We start from the raw sequence: 17,744 nt of genomic DNA on the forward strand, positions 1-17,744 counted from the left end.
TATGCAAAAAATTTCCGGTATTATAATCTGTAAAAACGAAGAAAAGAACATTGAAGAGTGTTTGAAAAGCATTCAATGGTTCGATGAAATCGTGGTTGTTGATTCAGGAAGCACCGATAAAACAGTTGAGATAGCAAAAAAATATACGGATAAGTTTTTTTTTAATGAGTGGAAAGGATTTTCCAATCAAAGAAAATTTGCATTAACGAAAGTCTCAAATGACTGGGTGTTTGTTCTTGATGCCGATGAAAGATGCACGGGTGATTTAGCAACTGAAATAAAAACAATTTTGTCACCGGCTAATTTACAGACAAAAGGGTTTTATATTCCGCGCAAAAGTTTTTTTCTTAATAAATGGGTAAAGCACTGCGGATGGTATCCTGATTATAAATTAAGATTATTTGATAAAAATTTTGTGAAAATCACTGACCGACTTGTTCACGAGGGTTATGAAGTAAAAGGTGATACCGGAAAATTAAAAAATGATATTTTGCATTATACTGTAAATTCAATTTCAGAATTTACGGAGAAGATAAATCATTATTCCTCCCTGTCAGCAATTGAAAAATCAAATAAGAAAAAAATTACTTTTTTATATTTATTTTTCATTCCGTCTTTTGAATTCATTAAAAAGTTTGTCTTCCAGGCAGGATTTCTTGAAGGAATAACAGGCTTGATGGTTTCATATTTTCACATGATAACAAAACTTTTGACATATATGAAGATGCGTGAAATACAAAATAAACCTGAAGCTAAATGAAAATTTACAGAAGAATATTCAGATACGTAAAGCCGTATTTTAAGAAGCTGATGCTGTCAAATGTTTTTACGGTGCTGACTGTCATCTTCAACCTTCTCTCATTAATGATGATTTTTCCGTTTATTGATTTATTGTTTAAAGAAACTCCGACCGTTGCGCCCTCACAGGTAACATCTGTCTTTGACATTAAGGACATGATTGTAAATTATTTCGGACAGATTGTAACGCAATATGATAAGCTTGATGTTCTGAAATATTTATGTTTGCTGATTCTCATCACATTCGCGTTAAAAAATCTTTTCAGTTACCTGCAGTCATATTATATGGCGTTTGTCGAACAAGGAATTCTAAAAGATTTGAGATTCGACTTATATAAACATTACCTTGAATTACCTCTGAGCTTTTTCACAGAAGAGCGCAAAGGAAATTTAATATCGCGTATAATAAATGACATTCAGATTATAAAAGACTCGGTGATAGCAGTTATGAACAGCTTGTTCCGCGACCCTCCGACGATAATCGTGTTTTCGATTGTATTATTTTTATTCAACTGGAAACTGACACTTATAATTTTTCTTCTTTCACCGGTAACAGCTTTTATTTTAAGTAAAATCGGCAACTCGCTGAAGCGAAGCAGCAGAAAGTCACAGGAAAAGATTTCCGATATTACATCTACACTCGATGAAACGCTTGGCGCTATCAGGATAGTGAAGGCATTCGGAATGGAAAATTATGAGAAGAAAAAATTCAATGAGGAAAATAATTCTTATTTTGATTTGATGGTAAAGATTTTCAGGAAAAGAGCATTAGCTTCACCTATATCGGAAACAATTGGAGTTCTTACCATAGTTATTATTCTTTATTTCTTTGGACAGGAAATTCTTTTAGGGCAAAGTGACATGACGCCGGGAGGATTTATTTTTTATCTTGCAGTGTTTTTTCAGATGATGCCTTCGCTGAAACTTTTCGGACAAGTTTTTAACAGCTACAAAGAAGGTTCTGCGGCTGCAGAGAGAGTTTTTGACCTTCTTGATACGGAAACAAAAATAAAAGATGCACCTGATGCAGTTGAGCTGAAAGAGTTCAAGAATAATATCGAGTTCAAAGATGCTTCATTTAAATATGAGAGAAGTGATTACATACTTAAAAATATAAATCTTGAAGTTAAGAAAGGACAAATCATTGCCATTGTTGGTCCAAGCGGTGCGGGAAAGACTTCGCTTGTAGATTTGATTCCGAGATTTTATGATTTAACTGAAGGAAATTTATTTTTTGACGGAACAAACATTAAAAAGATTAAGATTGAATCGCTCAGAAGTTTGATGGGCATTGTAAATCAGGAAACGATTTTGTTTAATGATACTGTTCAAAATAATATTGCTTATGGTGAAAATGAAATTCCAATTGAAAAAATTGTTGAAGCTGCAAAGGCTGCCAACGCGCATAAGTTCATCGAAAAACTGTCGAACGGTTATGATACATTAATCGGTGACCGCGGAGTAAAACTTTCCGGCGGTGAAAGACAGCGATTATCTATTGCAAGAGCACTCTTGAAAAATCCTCCGATACTTATTCTGGATGAAGCAACGTCTGCGCTCGATACGGAATCTGAAATACTTGTCCAGCAGGCAATTGAAACCCTTATGCAGGGCAGAACTTCAATTGTTATTGCTCACCGTCTTTCGACAATACAAAATGCAGACAAGATAATTGTTCTTGAAAGAGGAAAAATTGTAGAAACCGGAACGCATCAGGAACTGCTTCTCACAAGCGGGCTTTACAAAAAACTTTATAACATGCAGTTCAGATTTCAGGAAACAAATTTATGAGAGTTTCCGGATTTACGATTATTAGAAACGGGATTATGTATGTTTATCCGTTTAAGGAAGCCATTCTTTCCATTCTTCCCTTATGCGATGAGATGATTATTAACGTTGGTAAGTCAAAGGATGGAACTCTTGAAGCAGTTAAATCAATCGCTGAAACAATTAATGACAAGAAGATAAAAATTTTTGAAAGCGAATGGGATGACAAGCTGAAGGACGGATTGGTTTTATCCGAAGAAACTAATAAAGCATTAAAAAAATGTTCCGGCGATTGGTGCTTTTATATTCAGTCGGATGAAGTCTTGCATGAAAAATATTATCCTGTAGTCCGTAATGCGATGGAAAAATATTTGAATGAGGAAAAAGTTGAGGGATTAAGATTCAGATATAAACATTTTTACGGAAGCTATGACTACTATCAGGATAATTACCGGAAATGGTACCCAAAAGAATCACGGGTCATCAGAAGAAGAGATGACATAGTTTCATGGGGTGATGCGATGGATTTCAGGCATAAAGATGGGAGCAAGCTGTTTGTCAAAGATATTAATGCAGAGATTTATCATTACGGTTGGGTTCGTCCGCCTGAAAAGCTTATTAAAAAACGAATAGACTTTGAGCTGCTATATAATGATTCTGAGAAAATTCAGGAAAAAATTTCAAAGCTTCAGAATTATGATGAAATTGGCAATCTGAAAAAATTTAATGAACCGCATCCTGAAGTTATGAAGGAACGCATAGCAGAAAGCCGTTGGAATTTTGATGCTCAATTAGACAAACAAAAACCCGATTGGATAAGAAAAATTCTGATTTTTTTTCATCCGGTAACTAAAAGACTTAAGAAAATTTTCAACTAAACGATTGAATAAATTAAGCTCTTACTTACAACTCGATTCGTACGATTCTACAAGCAGAAGAATTCTATGGATTTTATTTCTTTTGCTTATAACTTTTAATATTTTTTCTACCGCGGCAGGGCAGTTTTTAGTTTCACTCACTATAATTTTTTCGTTTGCATTAATAATTTTTAAGAAGAATTTTTCTTTTTTAAAAAATACTCTTGTTTATCTGTATTCACTATTTGCGGTACTTAGCCTTATATCGGTTTTTTTATCAGTTGATTTTACCGCAAGCAGCAAAAATATTCCTTTCATAATTATTTTTAATTTTTCATTCATTGCCTGCCTGTATGCGATTAATAACCTTAATTCAGAAAAATTAAATTTAATTTTTTCTTTTCTTTTTACTACAGCTTTAATTGCATCGATATACGGTTCTTTGAGTTTTTTTCTTGAATGGTCTGAAAGAGCGCAATCAACTACAAGCGGATATTACACACTGGGAATATATTTAACTTCTGTGTTATCACTTGGACTTTTTTCAGCAAAGAACGAAAAAATATTCCCGAAAAAAATTTATTGGTATATATTTATCATCATAATTTTTGCCGGAATTTTCTTTACTTTAAACCGTGTGCATTGGGTTGCCGCAGGAATTTTGATTTTAATATGCGGGATTATGAAAGAAAGATTTTTGCTTTTATTACTAATAATTGTTTCTGTTCTTGCACTAATTTTCGTTCCCGAAGTGAATGAACGGTTCAGTATGCTGTTAAACATTACCGAGTTTACAAGTGACAGGAATTTTCTGTGGCAGGGATTTATACAGCTAATGGGGCAACGTCCTGTTACAGGTTTTGGTCCTAACACCTTTAGCATTATTTTTCCATTAAAGAATGAAATTGTCGATAAAAGCATCAATAGCTGGCACAATGACTTTGTACAAATTTATATGGAACGCGGGATATTTGCTTTATTGATTTATGTCTCAATATATGTATTTGTGTGTATTAATTTTTTGAAATATATCCGCGATAAAAAAATACTTCAAAATTATAAGTATGTGTTAACCGGAATTTTTCTTGCATTATCAGTTTTCTTTTTTGCAGGGGGTTCATTTGACCCGATAGGAAATATTACTTACAGTGTAATCCTTAGTATTTTTATTTTATATACAAAACCAAATAGCTTTACGTAAATTAAATTTACAATTAGGGTTACGTGATTAGGATTTATGATTACACTATTAATTAGTAATTTAAGATTAAACAGTTTGCAAATTAAAAAAAGATTAAAAAATAAGAATGAGAAAAATCATTTTTTCTATTTTTTTAATTTTTATCAGTTTTAATTTTGTTACCGCACAGAATAAATTGCAGCCGTATTTTGACCCTGTAGAATATTCTGCAATGCTCAGCATAACAGATCATCAGGTCGATACTTCAATATGGAATACACTGCCATTTGCTGTGCCTCAGGGATATGAAATGGTTTACCGGTCTGATTCAGTCGGGCTCGATAACCGCTGGGATTTGTGGCTGAGAGATGATTCTGTCGGAGTTATAAGCATCAGAGGAACAACGCTTCAGACGAATTCATGGGCTGAGGATTTTTATGCCGCAATGACCCCTGCAACGGGAACAATAATAATATCTCCTGAAAATATTTTTGCATATAAGCTCGCAGAGCATCCGCGGGCATTTGTGCATTCAGGATGGCTCATCGGCATGGCAAGTCTCGCACCTGACATTGTAAAAAAAATAAATGAATATTATAGTAAAGGCGTGAAAGACTATCTTATAATGGGTCACAGCCAGGGAGGCGCAATCTCATATTTGCTTACTTCTTATTTGTATTATTTCAGGGAAGGACAGATTCCTGGTGATGTAAAGTTCAAAACATACTCAAGCGCTCCGCCGAAACCCGGAAATCTTTTTTATGCTTATGATTATGATAACATTACCAAAGGCGGATGGTCTCTGAGAGTTTATAATTCAGAAGACTGGGTGCCTGAAACTCCTTTGACTGTTCAAACGTTAGATGATTTCAGTAAGGTAAATCCTTACAGTGATTTGGATTCCATTACTTCTAAAATGGGCTTGATAGATAAAATAATATTTGATTTGATGGTAGGTGAAATTGCAAATTCGCTTACCAACGCGCGGGATATTCTGAATGATTATATGGGAAATTTAATATACATGACTTCAATCAGTAAATATCTTCCAAAGCTTGGCGAGCCGAGCTACGCGAAGACAATGGATTATTATCCTGCAGGTGTTCCTATTGTTTTGATGGTTACACCGGATTATTATGATTATGTTAAAACGTTAAACTTGCCTTATTTATTTGAGAATCATCTGATTCAACCTTATATGTATTTGCTACAAAAAAATTATTTAGATAAATAAAATTTATATAATGAGCGAAGAAAAGAATTTAGATTTATTTAGAGCACTCATTCACAGTTTTCACCTGCAGACCATGATGCAGCTTGGCAAGATTCATAATCCGATGACAAATAAAATCGAGCGTGATTTAGGGCAGGCTGAAATTTCAATTGACATGGTCGAAATGCTGAAAAACAAAACTGCAGGTAATCTGGATGAATCCGAAACCAGATTTATTGATGCTGTTTTGGCTGAATTGAAACTTAATTATGTCAATGAGAAAAATAAAGAAAGCGCAGGAGCATCTGAATTACCGTCACAGGATTCCGCATCAAGCGAAGAAAACAAATGATTTTCGGAATAACGGGAAATATAAATAAAGAGCAGGTCTGCATAATCTTAAATCAGGTTGCAAATCTTTTTGCTAAAAAAGATATTGAGTTTTATATAGATGATTCTTTTAAAAACAGACTTGATAAATCTTTATCGAGGCATTGCACAAAGTTTTCAAACATTCTTAAAAAAGTAAATTTTATTATTTCTTTAGGTGGAGATGGAACTTTCCTTTATACCGCCCGGAAAATAGGTGCCAGCGGGATACCCATACTTGGCATCAATGCAGGTAACCTCGGTTTTATGGCTGAGTTTTCGGTGAAGGACCTTTCGGAATTATTGAAAGATATTCTGAACGAAAATTATAGATTAAGCGAAAGGGTTGTTCTAAAAACGAGATTGCCGGGAGGTAAATTTTTTTACTCGTTGAATGACATTGTTATTGACCGCGCGAATTCGATAAGAATGATAGAACTTGAGGTTGATTATAGTTCAAATAAAGTTGTCAAGTTTGTTGCCGATGGGATTATTCTTTCAACTCCGACCGGCTCAACCGGGTATTCAATGTCAGCCGGAGGACCGATTATCACGCTTGACAGCAAAGTTTTTATATCTACTCCGATTTGTCCGCATACCTTGACCGTAAGACCGATTATTTTCCCTGATAATGGAGAGATAAACATTCGTGTAAATAAAAATGTTGACGTGCGCGTTACATCTGACGGACAGGAATTCAAAAATTTTAAAGCTCCGGCAGAATTTAAAATTACTAAAGCCGATTACTCGATTAAGATAATAAAACGTAAGCGTTCGAATTATTTTAATACCTTGAATAGAAAATTGTTCTGGGGTAAAGATGTAAGAAACTAATTTTTACAACTCCCTTTGTTCCCCTTTATTAAGATGACTATATATTATTTTGGATAAAAATACTTTGCCATGAGTTTTAACTCGTGGAGTAAAGATTTTGAAGTTTAGGGCTTTAGCCATTAATTTATTTGCGGCTAAAGCCAAAATTTTTAACAATAAGCAACCACGAGCTAAAGCTCGTGGCTATTTAAATTTTCTCCAAATTTTGTATTTACCTTTATTAAGGAGGATACTTTATTATTTAAAAAAATTAATAAGGCACGCCATCTGCGGCAGGCGGTTTCGTCTTACCGATAAATCCAATCAAAACCAAAATCGTTATTAAATAAGGAAGCATTTGTATAAACTGCGTTGGGAATCCTGTTTCCACAATCTGCAGGCTGATTTCAAGCGCTTCAAAGAAAGCGAAAAGTAAACACGCAAAGAAAATATTGACAGGTTTCCACTTCCCGATTATCATTGCGGCAATTGCGATGTATCCCCTGCCAGCAATCATTCCATCGGAGTAACTATTCTGTACTGATGCAAGCCAGATTCCGCCAAGCCCGCTGAGAAATCCGCTTAATAAAATTCCATACAGCTTATAAAGATGAACATTCACGCCTGATGACTCTGCAGCTTCGGGATTTTCTCCGCACGCGCGCAGTCTCAAACCAAACTTCGTTTTATAGAGAAGGAAATTAGAAATGAAAATCAGAGCAATGGCAAAAAGAATAATAAAGTCGGACAGCACATCACCAACAAAAGGAATGATTCTTAAAAATTCTAATCTTGGAAGCTCATCAAATCTTGAGGTGTTGCTTGAGCTTTGAAAAATTAACATCATAAAAAATTTTGCAAGTCCGGTAATAAGCATATTAAACCCGACACCGATTAAAATCTGGTTAAGCTTTAATTTCAGCGCAAACAAAGAATAAAAACCTGCAAGAAGTAAATTTATTAGAAGAGTTAAAAATAATGCGAGCATTGAATTGCCGAATGTTATGCTGAATAAGGCAAAGCAAAATGCCCCTGAAATCATAAATCCTTCTATTGCAATGTTTATTACTCCCCCACGTTCGGAAAAATTCGCACCGGAAGCACCGAGATAATACGGAGTCATCAGGCGGATTACCTGCGCTAAAAATGCAACTGAAAATATTGTTGAAAGAATTTCCAAATTCTGACGTATTGGGATCCCCGCTTTCGCGAGGATGACTTCTTAAGTTTTATTAAAATAATTTTCGGTTAGTTTATTAACCGATATGATGCTCAAAATTACAAGCGCCTCAATTACAAGAATCACTTCTTTTGGAATTATCTGATTAACTGCCAATCCACCAAAATCCAAAAATGCAAATAGTAGGGCTGAAAAAATTATTCCAATGGGATGATTGCGAGCAAGAAGCGCAACTGCAATTGCAGTAAAGCCGATATTGTTTGTGTAACCGAATTCGTAATAACCTTTATAACCCATTACGAAATTAATTCCCGCAAGGGAAATTACACCTGCTCCGATAAAAAATGAAAGCAAAGTTATTCTTGCAGGCTTCAAACCTATGTATGCGGATGCAATTTCATTAAAGCCAACCGCGCGGATGTTGTAGCCAAATCTTGTTTTGTAAATAATAAAATAAATTATCAAAGCAAGAAGGATTGCAAATATGAAAGTTATGTTTAATGCAGAACCCTGAAAAGCGGAAATTAAATCGGATGCCTGCGGCAACATAAAACTCTCAGGAATTTTTATCGTTCGCTGGGTTGCAGGAACTGTAAAGAAATTCATTAAAAAATAATTTACAAGATAAAGAATTATGAAATTCATCATTATAGTTGTAATGACTTCATTTACACCTTTTTTGATTTTTATGATTGCAGGAATAAGCCCGAACAATCCGCTAACTAAAAAACCGCAGGCAACAGAGATAATAAATGCTAATATAAACGGCAGGTCACTCAATGCAACAAGAACAATTGCTGTAACAAACGAACCTGCATTTAATTGTCCTTCTGCGCCGATGTTAAACAACGATGCGTGAAAACAAATTGCAAGTCCGCATCCGATGATAATTAATGGTGTTGCCTTAAAAAGCATTTGTCCGAAGCCGTAAAAACTCCCGAACACTTCACCGAGCATAACGGAATATATTTCAAAAGGATTTTTTGAGAGCGTAAACAGGAATAAAGTAATTATTACGAGAGTAATAATTAAAGAAAGCGAGATTGAAATGGTATTTATCTTTAATTCTTTATTCAATTTTATTTAAGCTTTATTCCAATCATTAATTTTCCTATTTCCTGCTGAAGAAGATTTCTATCCTCCTGCAATAAATTCTGAAATTCATTTTTTTCATAGGTCTTAATTATCTCACCGCGATAAATGATGCTTAATCTATCAGACAAAGATAGTAACTCATCAATATCCGATGAGATTAGCAAAACTGCTTTGCCTTTATTGCGTTCATCGATAATTTTTGACTGAATTGAATAAGTGGCTTTGATATCTATGCCTCGCGTCGGGTTATAAAAGACAAGAATGTCATTACCAAGCTCAATTTCACGAGCGCAAATTACTTTTTGCTGATTTCCTCCCGACAAGTATTTTGTTTTTTGAAGAACATCGGGAGTCCGGATATCATATTTCGAAATTAACCTTAGAGAGTTATCTCTATGCTCGCTTTTATTATAAATATTTTGTGAAGATTTAATAAAAATATTTTCCGGAATATCATATTCGGCAATTAATCCTTTTTTTATTCTGTCATCAGGAACAACCGAGATTTTTTTTGTTTTTAAATTTAATTCCCCTGAAAAGTCTTCATCCAATCCGGCAAGAATATCAACAAGTTCACTTTGGCCGTTTCCTTCAACACCGCAAATACCGTGAATTTCGTATTTATTTAAGTTAAATGAAAAATTTTTGAGATTATTTTTTTCAATCGAGGAAGTGTTCACATTTAGAAATTCAAGAAGAACGCTTTCATCATCAATTATTTGTTTTTCAAAATCTGAAATTTCAAACTTCTCTCCTATTATTTCAAATGCAAGTTTATCTATATCAAGATTTTTTGTTTCAGAGGTAAAAACTAACTCGCCTCTTCGCAGAACCGAGACATAGTCGCTGATTTCTTTTACTTCATTAAGCTTGTGAGTTATGAGAATAACGGTTTTATTTTCTTCCTTAAATCTTTTTATAATTGCAAACAGGTTTTTAATTTCATCGGGAGACAAAACTGCGGTCGGCTCATCGAGAATTATTATATCGGGATTTCTATAAAGTATTTTAAGTATCTCAACTTTTTGCTGTTCACCTACGCTCAACGTAGAAATTTTTTTCTTTAAATCGAGATTTAAATTATATTTTGCAATTAAATCATTTAAAATTTTATATGTTTTTTTGAAATCTATTTTGGCATTTTTTACAAACTCATTGCCCAGAATCACATTTTCAAGAACGGTAAAGTCCTCGATAAGCATAAAATGCTGATAAATCATCCCGATTCCCTTATCAATTGCATCATGCGGCGAAGAAAAATTTATTTCACTGCCACTTAAATAAATGCTTCCGGAATCCGGCTGATAAACGCCTGCAAGGATTTTCATTAACGTAGACTTTCCCGCGCCGTTTTCTCCGAGAAGGCAATAAATTGAATTAACGGGAATTTGAAGAGAAATATTTTTTAATGCGCAAAAATTACCGAAGTTTTTTGAGATGTTTCTAAACTCTAAAGACTGCACTGGACTGTAGATGCTTGTTTCAATTGGCTTTAATATACTAAACAATTGATTTATATTTAATGAATTAATAATCATTAGCTTATTGGAACAGGAACGAAAAAGGTCAAATAAGAAAAAACCCGTTACCGATAATCTCTGCGGTCTCTCCGAGATACAATTCAAGGAAATTTATAAATTTTTGGTTTTATACTCATCAATCCAAAATCAATCATCAGGTATTACTCAGGCTATTCTTTGCCTGCTCCTGAAGCATAACAGCGATTGGGTTTATACGGATAACGACACATCGATTTATAAAATGTTATGGGGTTCAAATGAAAAAAATAAAATTTTCAGAAACTCAAACGACATTACGAAATATTTAATACCAATGAAGACAGCGTTTGAGCATAAAGAAAATTTAAGTGATGAAATTGTTCTTGTTGATTTGAGTTATGACTCAAATGCGAAAGGAGAATTATTGGATAATTTATTAACTTCACGCGAGCATGAATTAAATATTATTTTTAATATTAATACTGATGACATTAATAATTTGAATATTTTGAATCCTGCGGTTATTAATTTAATTGAAGTTGATGAAAACAATTTTTTTGAAACATTTAATCATATAAAATCCGGAGTTAATAGCTTCAAAAAAGGGAATAAACCTCTGGTGATTCTTAATCAAGTAACCGGAATTACTTCATTGGAAAGTTTTGAAAATTACTTAAAAGAAAATAAAATTTTTTCAAAAAAAGAACTTGATACGATTAAAGAAGAAGCTCTTAATGATAATCCCGGCTCAGCAGAGGAATTTAATGCTTATGAACTAAGCGGCGAAAGTGATGAGCTATTGGTGATATTAATCGGCAAGAGTAAATTAAACGATGATGTTCAGAAGCTTTATAGTGACGATTTAAAATTCAACCTTCTTACAATTTTAAACATTTCTGATGTAAACGAAGGATTAATATGCGGTTCAGTAAATAAATGCGGAAAGGTATTAATTATTTATGACCATAAAGAACTTGAAATTATTTCAAACCGCGTATTAAGGATGGTTATTGAAAATTGTTTTGAGAATTTAGACGCACCCGTGAGGACATTAAATTCCTCCGACATAAAACAAATTAAAAATAAAATCGAAGAATTATTGAGTTACTAATTTGATTTAAAATATCTTATCAAGTAAAAAATAAGAGAAAGAATTATACTGATTACAATGCACGTTACAATCGGGAAATAAATCTCAAAGTTTTTTCCTTTGATTGAAATGTCGCCGGGCAACTTGCCGATAAAAGGAATACGATTGAAGAGCATTAAAATCCCTCCAACTACAACAATTACAATCCCCGTATAAATTAATATTTTTCCTAAATTATAAGAGTTCATCGAAATAATTATAAATAAGAATAACAATTGCGATTATTATGATAATCGATGTAATAAACAAGATGGATTTAAAGAGTTTTTCGAACATTTTTTACAAGTTTCGCTTTAGATTTCGTATTACATTGAGTTAAAAAAAGAGTATAGTTAATTTATATATTCTCATAATATTATTAAACACAAAACATACTATAAAAGATGCAAGAATTTGACGTGGTTGTAATAGGAAGCGGACCGGGCGGCTACACCGCAGCGGTGAGAGCGGCACAATTAGGATTTAAAACTGCAATTATTGAACGCGACCGTTTGGGCGGAGTTTGTCTTAATTGGGGATGTATCCCGACAAAAGCATTGCTGAAAAATGCGGAAATAATGAATACGCTTGGACATTTGAAAGATTATGCTCTCAGCGCTGATAATATTTCATTTGATTTTCCAAAAATCATTGCAAGGTCAAGAGGTGTTGCCGATAAATCTGAGCAGGGTGTAAAATATTTGATGAAGAAAAATAAAATTACCGTTTTTGTAGGAAGTGCATACATAAATAAAGATAAGACAATAAAAATTACAGGCAAAGACGGAAAAGTGCTTGAGACAATTAAAAGCAAGCATACGATTATTGCAACAGGCGCAAGAGCAAGGACTCTGCCCGGAATAAAATTCGATGAGAAAAAAATTCTTTCATCAACCGGAGCAATGATTCAGGAAAAAGTGCCCAAAACAATGGTTATCGTCGGAAGCGGAGCAATCGGAGCTGAATTTGCATACTTCTATAATGCTTTCGGAACTGAAGTTACAATAATTGAAATGCTTCCAAGCATTTTACCTGTAGAAGATAAAGAAATTTCAGACGTTGTTGCAAAGGAGTTCAAGAAAAAAGGAATCAAGATTTTTACAGACACAAAGACAGAATCAATAGAAGTGAAAGGCAACAAAGTTCTTACAAAAGTTTCAGGCAAGACAAATGAAACCCTTGAATCCGATTGTGTGTTGCTTGCAATAGGTGTTATGGGAAACATTGAAGACATGGGACTTGAAAATGCCGGAATTGAGCTTTACAAAAATACTGTTAAGGTTGATAAGGATTACAAAACAAACGTTCCCGGATTTTATGCAATCGGCGACTGCGCATTGATTGACGCGAAAGGAAAACCATTTCTTGCTCATGTTGCCTCTGCTGAGGCAGTTAATTGCGTAGAAAAAATAAAAGGGCTGGATGCAATCGATTTAGACTATTTAAACATTCCGGGATGTACATATTGCATACCGCAGGTTGCATCAGTCGGTTTAACCGAGGAAAAAGCAAAAGCGACAGGATACGAAGTTAAAGTTGGCAAGTTTCCTTATTCTGCAAACGGAAAAGCGCGCGGAACTGGAGAAACTGCAGGTATGGTAAAACTGATTTTTGACAAGAAATTTGATGAGCTAATCGGAGCGCATATTGTTGGAGCTGAAGCAACTGAGATTATCAGTGAGCTTGTGATGGCAAAAACACTTGAAGGAACAGGAAAAAGCATAATTCAGACTGTTCATGCGCATCCTTCATATGCGGAGTCTATTCTTGAGGCAGCAGGCGTGGCTCACGGCGAGGCAATAAATATATAAAACTCCCGGTTGTCATTCCCGCGGGGTACCCTATGGGTCACGCGGGAATCCAAGCAAAAATTCATAAAGAAATTAAAGTTTTTGGCTCTGAAACCAGTACAGGGTGACATTTTTACTTTCGGGTATATAATCTTTTCAATTGATTAATATCCAATATATACATAAATTTTTATACGTCTATAGTGGTTATAATTTGATAAGTTATAATTACTATAGATGAAAACTTTATAAAATTAAGGAGATTTAAATGGAAGACAATAACAGAGGAACAAAAGGATTCTTACTCGGATTACTTGCAGGCGGCATAGTTGGAGGCATTGTAGCTTTACTATATGCGCCTAAAAGCGGACGTGAATTGCGAGCAGACATCAAAATCAAAAAAGATGAATTCATTGACGATACATCTGAATTTATGCAGATTGCAAAAGAAAGAGCCCAGACAATGATTAATGAAGGGAAGAAAAAATCGGAGAAGCTCATTCACGAAGCAAAGGAAAAAGCAAATTCTTTAATTCATGATGCCAACAAAATCTTAACCGATGCAAAAGGCAAAGCTTCAGATTCTTTTTCAACTGCAAAAGATAAAATGAACGTTGAAGCAAGCAAGATAAAAGATGCTTTCAATGCAGGTGTAGAGGCTTACAACAAAGAAAAAAATAAGTCCGATAATTAATCTTTTATAATCTTTAAAATATCCCCGTTCATTACTTATGAGCGGGGATATCTCTTTCTTAACTTTCAATTTTATAACGATGGGAAACGAAATCTTAACTTATACACAGATTGCAATTAACATTATCGTGCTTTTGCTTTTTCTCTTTTTTGTAATTTTGGTTTCAAAGTTGATAAAAGGCGTTGATGCCGTGAAAGTTAAAGTTGATGACTTAAATAAAAACTTCGCCGAAATTAAGACAAAAATTGAACCATCAATTGAAAAATTTAACACATTCATTGATACGGCAAATATGATTACCGAAAAAGCTAATACCACGATGGATACAGTCAACTCAGCCGTTGACAAAGTGAAATATGCTGTCGATGATATCGTTGAATTTGAACAGAAGATTAAGCGCAACATCGAGCCGAGCATTATGGATACCATCCACACATATAGCGGCATCGTTCAGGGAGTAAAAACATTTATTGAGAAATATAAATCATTCAAAGCTACACGCAAATCCCCCTCTTTAAAACTTTCCGCTGAAGTTGATATACCTGAAAAGAAAGAAGATTATTTTTCTTCACAGGAATTTCAGAATGAATTTGATGATATAGATAAGGAATTGAATGAAGTGAGAAAAAAACTCGAGGAATTAAGAAAAGATTAGTTTATTTTTATTACAATTTTCCCAAACTGCTGACCGGATTCCATTCTTTTAAACGCTTTCGCAATATTATTTAACTCAAATACATCATCGATAACGGGTTTTATGTTATTGACCTCAACATATTCCAGCATTTTTTTGAAATCTTTGTCAGAAGCCATAGTAGTGCCCAATAACTGAAGCTGTTTCCAGAAAATTCTGCGCACTGCAAAGTTCGGAATATCACCAAGCGTTGCGCCATAAGAAACAATCCTTGCTCCATAAGAGCACATTTCCATAAGCTTTGCTAATGGTTCACCGCCTGTTCCATCGATAATCACATCGATTTTATAATTCATTTTTTGCAGAAGCTCTTTAGACCAGTTTTCGTTTTTATAATTCACACCATCTATTGCTCCGAGATGTTTTGCTTTCTGAATTTTAGAATCCTTACCCGAAGTTACAAAAACATTCGGTGTTCTTGAAAGAGCAAACAGTAATGCAAACGTTGCGACTCCCCCGCCGATTCCCGTTACTAAAACATTTTCATTATTTTTAATATTTGATTTTATAATCATACTTTGCGAAGTAACAGCACTGTAACCAAGTTTGCCTTTTCTTGCGGCTAAAAGATTTTCATTTTTTTTAATATCACCTTTTAAAATCGTTGCACGGTAAGCGGTTGCACCGCCAAGAGGAAGAGCGCCTGCCTCGAGCATTGAAAGATTGCCGGGTTTTTTGTGAACGAAATATTTATTGATTTTAAGATACTCTGCAAACGTTCCGTTATCGGGAAGTCCGAGTATTTTATAATTTTTTTCTATTTGGTGTTTTTCGTTATCACCCCAATTGAGTGACGGATTAACAACCACTTCATCGCCTTCGGAAACATTTTTAACATTACTTCCTTTTTCAACAACTACACCGCTGCAATCTGAACCAAGAATACACGGGAGATTTATGCCCGAATACAATCCTTGAGTAATAAATACATCACGGTGATTTAAAGCAGCATAATTAATTTGGATTAAAACTTCATCGGAATTTATTTGGGGGGTGTCAACTTCTTCGACAAGAAGATTTTTTTCTAAGTCTTCAATTTTTCCAACCTGATGCAGGACTGCAGCTTTCATTTTGATTTAATTGACTTAGACTTCAATTGTTACACTGATTGGACAATGGTCGCTGCCCATAATCTCGGGATAAATTCTGCAATCTTTTACATAAGGCACAAACTCATTTGACACCATAAAATAATCAATTCGCCAGCCCTCGTTGCGGTCGCGGCTTCTCGAAATCTGGTCCCAATATGTATATTGTCCGCCTTCTTTATTAAATAATCTGAACACATCGGTGTAACCAAGATTCACAATATGGTCAATCCATTTTCTTTCTTCGGGAAGGTAACCGGAAACCTTGCTCCATCTGTCGGGTTTTGCAAGGTCAATATCCTGATGCGCGGTGTTATAATCACCCGTTACGATAATTCCTTTTCTGCCTTTGAAATTTCTGTTAAGATAATAAAATAAACCGTCATAAAAATCTAATTTGAATTCAACACGCTCAGGTCCTCTGCCGCCGTTCGGGAAATAAACATTCGCAAGAACAAACTTATCGTACTCGGCAAAAATAACGCGACCTTCGACGTCAAATTTCTCGACGTTAAGACCATTAACGATTGCCTGCGGCTCAATAGTTGAATAAATCGCAACGCTTGAATAACCTTTTTTCTGCGCAGAAAACCAATAAGATTTATAACTGCCGATGTTTTTTAAGCTGTCGGTAATCTGGTCGGGCTGCGCTTTTGTTTCCTGCAAACAAACAATGTCACCTGCGCAGTTATTTATCCAGTCGCGAAAACCTTTTTTCTCGATAGCACGGATTCCGTTCACGTTCCAGGAATAAATTTTAATCTGATTTCCTTTGGAGCTTTTGGAAGGTTTCTTTGTAGTAGTTTTGGTTACAGTCTTTGTAGTTTTTTTAACGGGCATTTTCTTTCAAAAATTTTTCTTTTGTTGAAAAAATATCTTTTATAATCGGTTCAGGCATTGGATATCCATCATCGAAATATAAAAGCGCAACATGCAAATGTGTCTTTCCTTCAGGCAAAATTGTCTTGCGTCCTGTTCTTCCAACCTCGCCAATTTTATCACCGGCATTTATTATGTCACCGGGCTTGACATTGACAGTCGAAAGATGCGAATAATAAATCATCTTGTCGTTCGTTACATCGTAAATCTTAACATATTTCCCGCCGCGAAGCAGTGAGCCGATTTTCCAGGTTGTATCGGTTGCAACAACAATCCCTGATGACATGCTCACTATATCAACGGGCTTGCCTGTTGAATCATCAAGCAAATCTTTATCGTTATCCAGAATCATAATATCATGCGCGGGATGACCTATTGTGTTGCTTCCATCAAAATAGTCAAACTTTTCTTCTATGTAATCATTGCCGTTCTGCCGATGAGAAATTGATGTCCAGTTCTTCAGAGGGAAAACCCAATCATTGCGCTTAACATTTTTTCCGCCTGATTTATAGTACAACTTTTTTAATTCAGCATTGAGATAATCAATTTCCTCAACTGCTTCATCTATATCTTCGACTTGTTTAAGAACGATTTTCTTATCAAGAGCATCCCATTTGTTTGCAAGGGATTGCAGAGAATCCTGAGACAACCCCCCAACCCCCTTTTCTAAGGGGTAATTAAACATAAATACAAAACATA

At 34.6% G+C, this 17,744-nt stretch carries 18 protein-coding genes; 11 read left to right on the forward strand and 7 right to left on the reverse strand.

The window, feature by feature from the left end; translation table 11 throughout:
- Position 1: 1 nt before the first annotated feature.
- From VHP32_10765 to VHP32_10795, 7 genes are all read left to right on the forward strand, one after another.
- Positions 2-760, forward strand: a complete 759-nt coding sequence (locus VHP32_10765; GenBank protein ID HEX2788376.1) for a glycosyltransferase family 2 protein — start codon at positions 2-4, stop codon at positions 758-760.
- On the forward strand, positions 757-2,589 hold the full coding sequence (locus VHP32_10770) for an ABC transporter ATP-binding protein (protein ID HEX2788377.1): 1,833 nt from the start codon (positions 757-759) through the stop codon (positions 2,587-2,589). Before VHP32_10765 ends, VHP32_10770 begins: the two co-directional genes overlap by 4 nt.
- Positions 2,586-3,443: a glycosyltransferase gene (locus VHP32_10775; protein HEX2788378.1), complete on the forward strand. Its 858-nt coding sequence runs from the start codon at positions 2,586-2,588 to the stop codon at positions 3,441-3,443. Before VHP32_10770 ends, VHP32_10775 begins: the two co-directional genes overlap by 4 nt.
- A 4-nt stretch (positions 3,444-3,447) precedes the next feature.
- Complete coding sequence (locus VHP32_10780; GenBank protein HEX2788379.1) at positions 3,448-4,623, forward strand: O-antigen ligase family protein; 1,176 nt, start codon at positions 3,448-3,450, stop codon at positions 4,621-4,623.
- A gap of 106 nt (positions 4,624-4,729) precedes the next feature.
- Positions 4,730-5,836: a lipase family protein gene (locus VHP32_10785; protein ID HEX2788380.1), complete on the forward strand. Its 1,107-nt coding sequence runs from the start codon at positions 4,730-4,732 to the stop codon at positions 5,834-5,836.
- A 10-nt stretch (positions 5,837-5,846) separates the two neighbouring features.
- Positions 5,847-6,167: a DUF1844 domain-containing protein gene (locus VHP32_10790; protein ID HEX2788381.1), complete on the forward strand. Its 321-nt coding sequence runs from the start codon at positions 5,847-5,849 to the stop codon at positions 6,165-6,167.
- Positions 6,164-7,018 (forward strand): NAD(+)/NADH kinase, encoded by an 855-nt coding sequence (locus tag VHP32_10795; protein HEX2788382.1) that lies wholly within the window; start codon positions 6,164-6,166, stop codon positions 7,016-7,018. The genes VHP32_10790 and VHP32_10795 overlap by 4 nt, the downstream gene beginning before the upstream one ends.
- A gap of 250 nt (positions 7,019-7,268) precedes the next feature.
- On the opposite strand, the gene VHP32_10800 is transcribed toward VHP32_10795, so the two are convergent.
- The 3 genes from VHP32_10800 to VHP32_10810 are packed head-to-tail and all read right to left on the reverse strand — an operon-like array spanning position 7,269 to position 10,810.
- Positions 7,269-8,177, reverse strand: coding sequence for an ABC transporter permease (locus VHP32_10800; protein ID HEX2788383.1), 909 nt, complete (start codon positions 8,175-8,177; stop codon positions 7,269-7,271).
- A 42-nt stretch (positions 8,178-8,219) separates the two neighbouring features.
- On the reverse strand, positions 8,220-9,254 hold the full coding sequence (locus VHP32_10805; GenBank protein HEX2788384.1) for an ABC transporter permease: 1,035 nt from the start codon (positions 9,252-9,254) through the stop codon (positions 8,220-8,222).
- 2 nt (positions 9,255-9,256) lie between these two features.
- Positions 9,257-10,810 carry an ABC transporter ATP-binding protein gene (locus VHP32_10810; protein ID HEX2788385.1) on the reverse strand — a complete coding sequence of 518 codons (1,554 nt, stop codon included), beginning with the start codon at positions 10,808-10,810 and terminating at the stop codon, positions 9,257-9,259.
- 7 nt (positions 10,811-10,817) lie between these two features.
- Between VHP32_10810 and VHP32_10815 the strand changes: the two genes are divergently transcribed.
- Positions 10,818-11,882, forward strand: a complete 1,065-nt coding sequence (locus VHP32_10815) for a hypothetical protein (protein ID HEX2788386.1) — start codon at positions 10,818-10,820, stop codon at positions 11,880-11,882.
- Here VHP32_10815 and VHP32_10820 read toward each other — a convergent pair.
- Positions 11,879-12,109, reverse strand: coding sequence for a DUF2905 domain-containing protein (locus VHP32_10820; protein HEX2788387.1), 231 nt, complete (start codon positions 12,107-12,109; stop codon positions 11,879-11,881). The genes VHP32_10815 and VHP32_10820 overlap by 4 nt on opposite strands.
- Before the next feature lie 195 nt (positions 12,110-12,304).
- Here VHP32_10820 and lpdA point away from each other — a divergent pair, with 195 nt between their 5' ends.
- The 3 genes from lpdA (at position 12,305) to VHP32_10835 (ending at position 15,039) form a co-directional block, all read left to right on the forward strand.
- Positions 12,305-13,711, forward strand: coding sequence for a dihydrolipoyl dehydrogenase (lpdA, locus tag VHP32_10825; GenBank protein HEX2788388.1), 1,407 nt, complete (start codon positions 12,305-12,307; stop codon positions 13,709-13,711).
- A gap of 247 nt (positions 13,712-13,958) precedes the next feature.
- Positions 13,959-14,384, forward strand: coding sequence for a YtxH domain-containing protein (locus VHP32_10830; protein HEX2788389.1), 426 nt, complete (start codon positions 13,959-13,961; stop codon positions 14,382-14,384).
- A gap of 37 nt (positions 14,385-14,421) precedes the next feature.
- Positions 14,422-15,039, forward strand: a complete 618-nt coding sequence (locus VHP32_10835; protein ID HEX2788390.1) for a hypothetical protein — start codon at positions 14,422-14,424, stop codon at positions 15,037-15,039.
- Here the strand turns inward: VHP32_10835 and VHP32_10840 are convergent.
- From VHP32_10840 to VHP32_10850, 3 genes are read right to left on the reverse strand one after another with little or no spacing between them, the layout of a single operon-like run.
- Positions 15,036-16,148, reverse strand: a complete 1,113-nt coding sequence (locus VHP32_10840; GenBank protein ID HEX2788391.1) for a zinc-binding dehydrogenase — start codon at positions 16,146-16,148, stop codon at positions 15,036-15,038. The two genes, VHP32_10835 and VHP32_10840, sit on opposite strands and share 4 nt — an antisense overlap.
- A 15-nt stretch (positions 16,149-16,163) precedes the next feature.
- Positions 16,164-17,006: an exodeoxyribonuclease III gene (locus VHP32_10845; protein HEX2788392.1), complete on the reverse strand. Its 843-nt coding sequence runs from the start codon at positions 17,004-17,006 to the stop codon at positions 16,164-16,166.
- Positions 16,996-17,694 (reverse strand): M23 family metallopeptidase, encoded by a 699-nt coding sequence (locus VHP32_10850; GenBank protein HEX2788393.1) that lies wholly within the window; start codon positions 17,692-17,694, stop codon positions 16,996-16,998. Before VHP32_10850 ends, VHP32_10845 begins: the two co-directional genes overlap by 11 nt.
- Positions 17,695-17,744: the final 50 nt, after the last annotated feature.

It is taken from the genome of Ignavibacteria bacterium (assembly GCA_036262055.1).
Taxonomy (GTDB): Bacteria; Bacteroidota; Ignavibacteria; order Tepidaquicellales; family Tepidaquicellaceae; genus DATAJP01.

What these genes read in the sequence shown, in the direction of transcription:
- VHP32_10765 (HEX2788376.1), top strand. Translation starts at nt 2, where the DNA reads ATGCAAAAAATTTCCGGTATTATAATCTGTAAAAACGAAGAAAAGAAC.
- VHP32_10770 (HEX2788377.1), top strand. Translation starts at nt 757, where the DNA reads ATGAAAATTTACAGAAGAATATTCAGATACGTAAAGCCGTATTTTAAG.
- VHP32_10775 (HEX2788378.1), top strand. Translation starts at nt 2,586, where the DNA reads ATGAGAGTTTCCGGATTTACGATTATTAGAAACGGGATTATGTATGTT.
- VHP32_10785 (HEX2788380.1), top strand. Translation starts at nt 4,730, where the DNA reads ATGAGAAAAATCATTTTTTCTATTTTTTTAATTTTTATCAGTTTTAAT.
- VHP32_10790 (HEX2788381.1), top strand. Translation starts at nt 5,847, where the DNA reads ATGAGCGAAGAAAAGAATTTAGATTTATTTAGAGCACTCATTCACAGT.
- VHP32_10795 (HEX2788382.1), top strand. Translation starts at nt 6,164, where the DNA reads ATGATTTTCGGAATAACGGGAAATATAAATAAAGAGCAGGTCTGCATA.
- VHP32_10810 (HEX2788385.1), bottom strand. Translation starts at nt 10,810, where the DNA reads ATGATTATTAATTCATTAAATATAAATCAATTGTTTAGTATATTAAAG.
- VHP32_10820 (HEX2788387.1), bottom strand. Translation starts at nt 12,109, where the DNA reads ATGAACTCTTATAATTTAGGAAAAATATTAATTTATACGGGGATTGTA.
- lpdA (HEX2788388.1), top strand. Translation starts at nt 12,305, where the DNA reads ATGCAAGAATTTGACGTGGTTGTAATAGGAAGCGGACCGGGCGGCTAC.
- VHP32_10830 (HEX2788389.1), top strand. Translation starts at nt 13,959, where the DNA reads ATGGAAGACAATAACAGAGGAACAAAAGGATTCTTACTCGGATTACTT.
- VHP32_10835 (HEX2788390.1), top strand. Translation starts at nt 14,422, where the DNA reads ATGAGCGGGGATATCTCTTTCTTAACTTTCAATTTTATAACGATGGGA.
- VHP32_10840 (HEX2788391.1), bottom strand. Translation starts at nt 16,148, where the DNA reads ATGAAAGCTGCAGTCCTGCATCAGGTTGGAAAAATTGAAGACTTAGAA.
- VHP32_10845 (HEX2788392.1), bottom strand. Translation starts at nt 17,006, where the DNA reads ATGCCCGTTAAAAAAACTACAAAGACTGTAACCAAAACTACTACAAAG.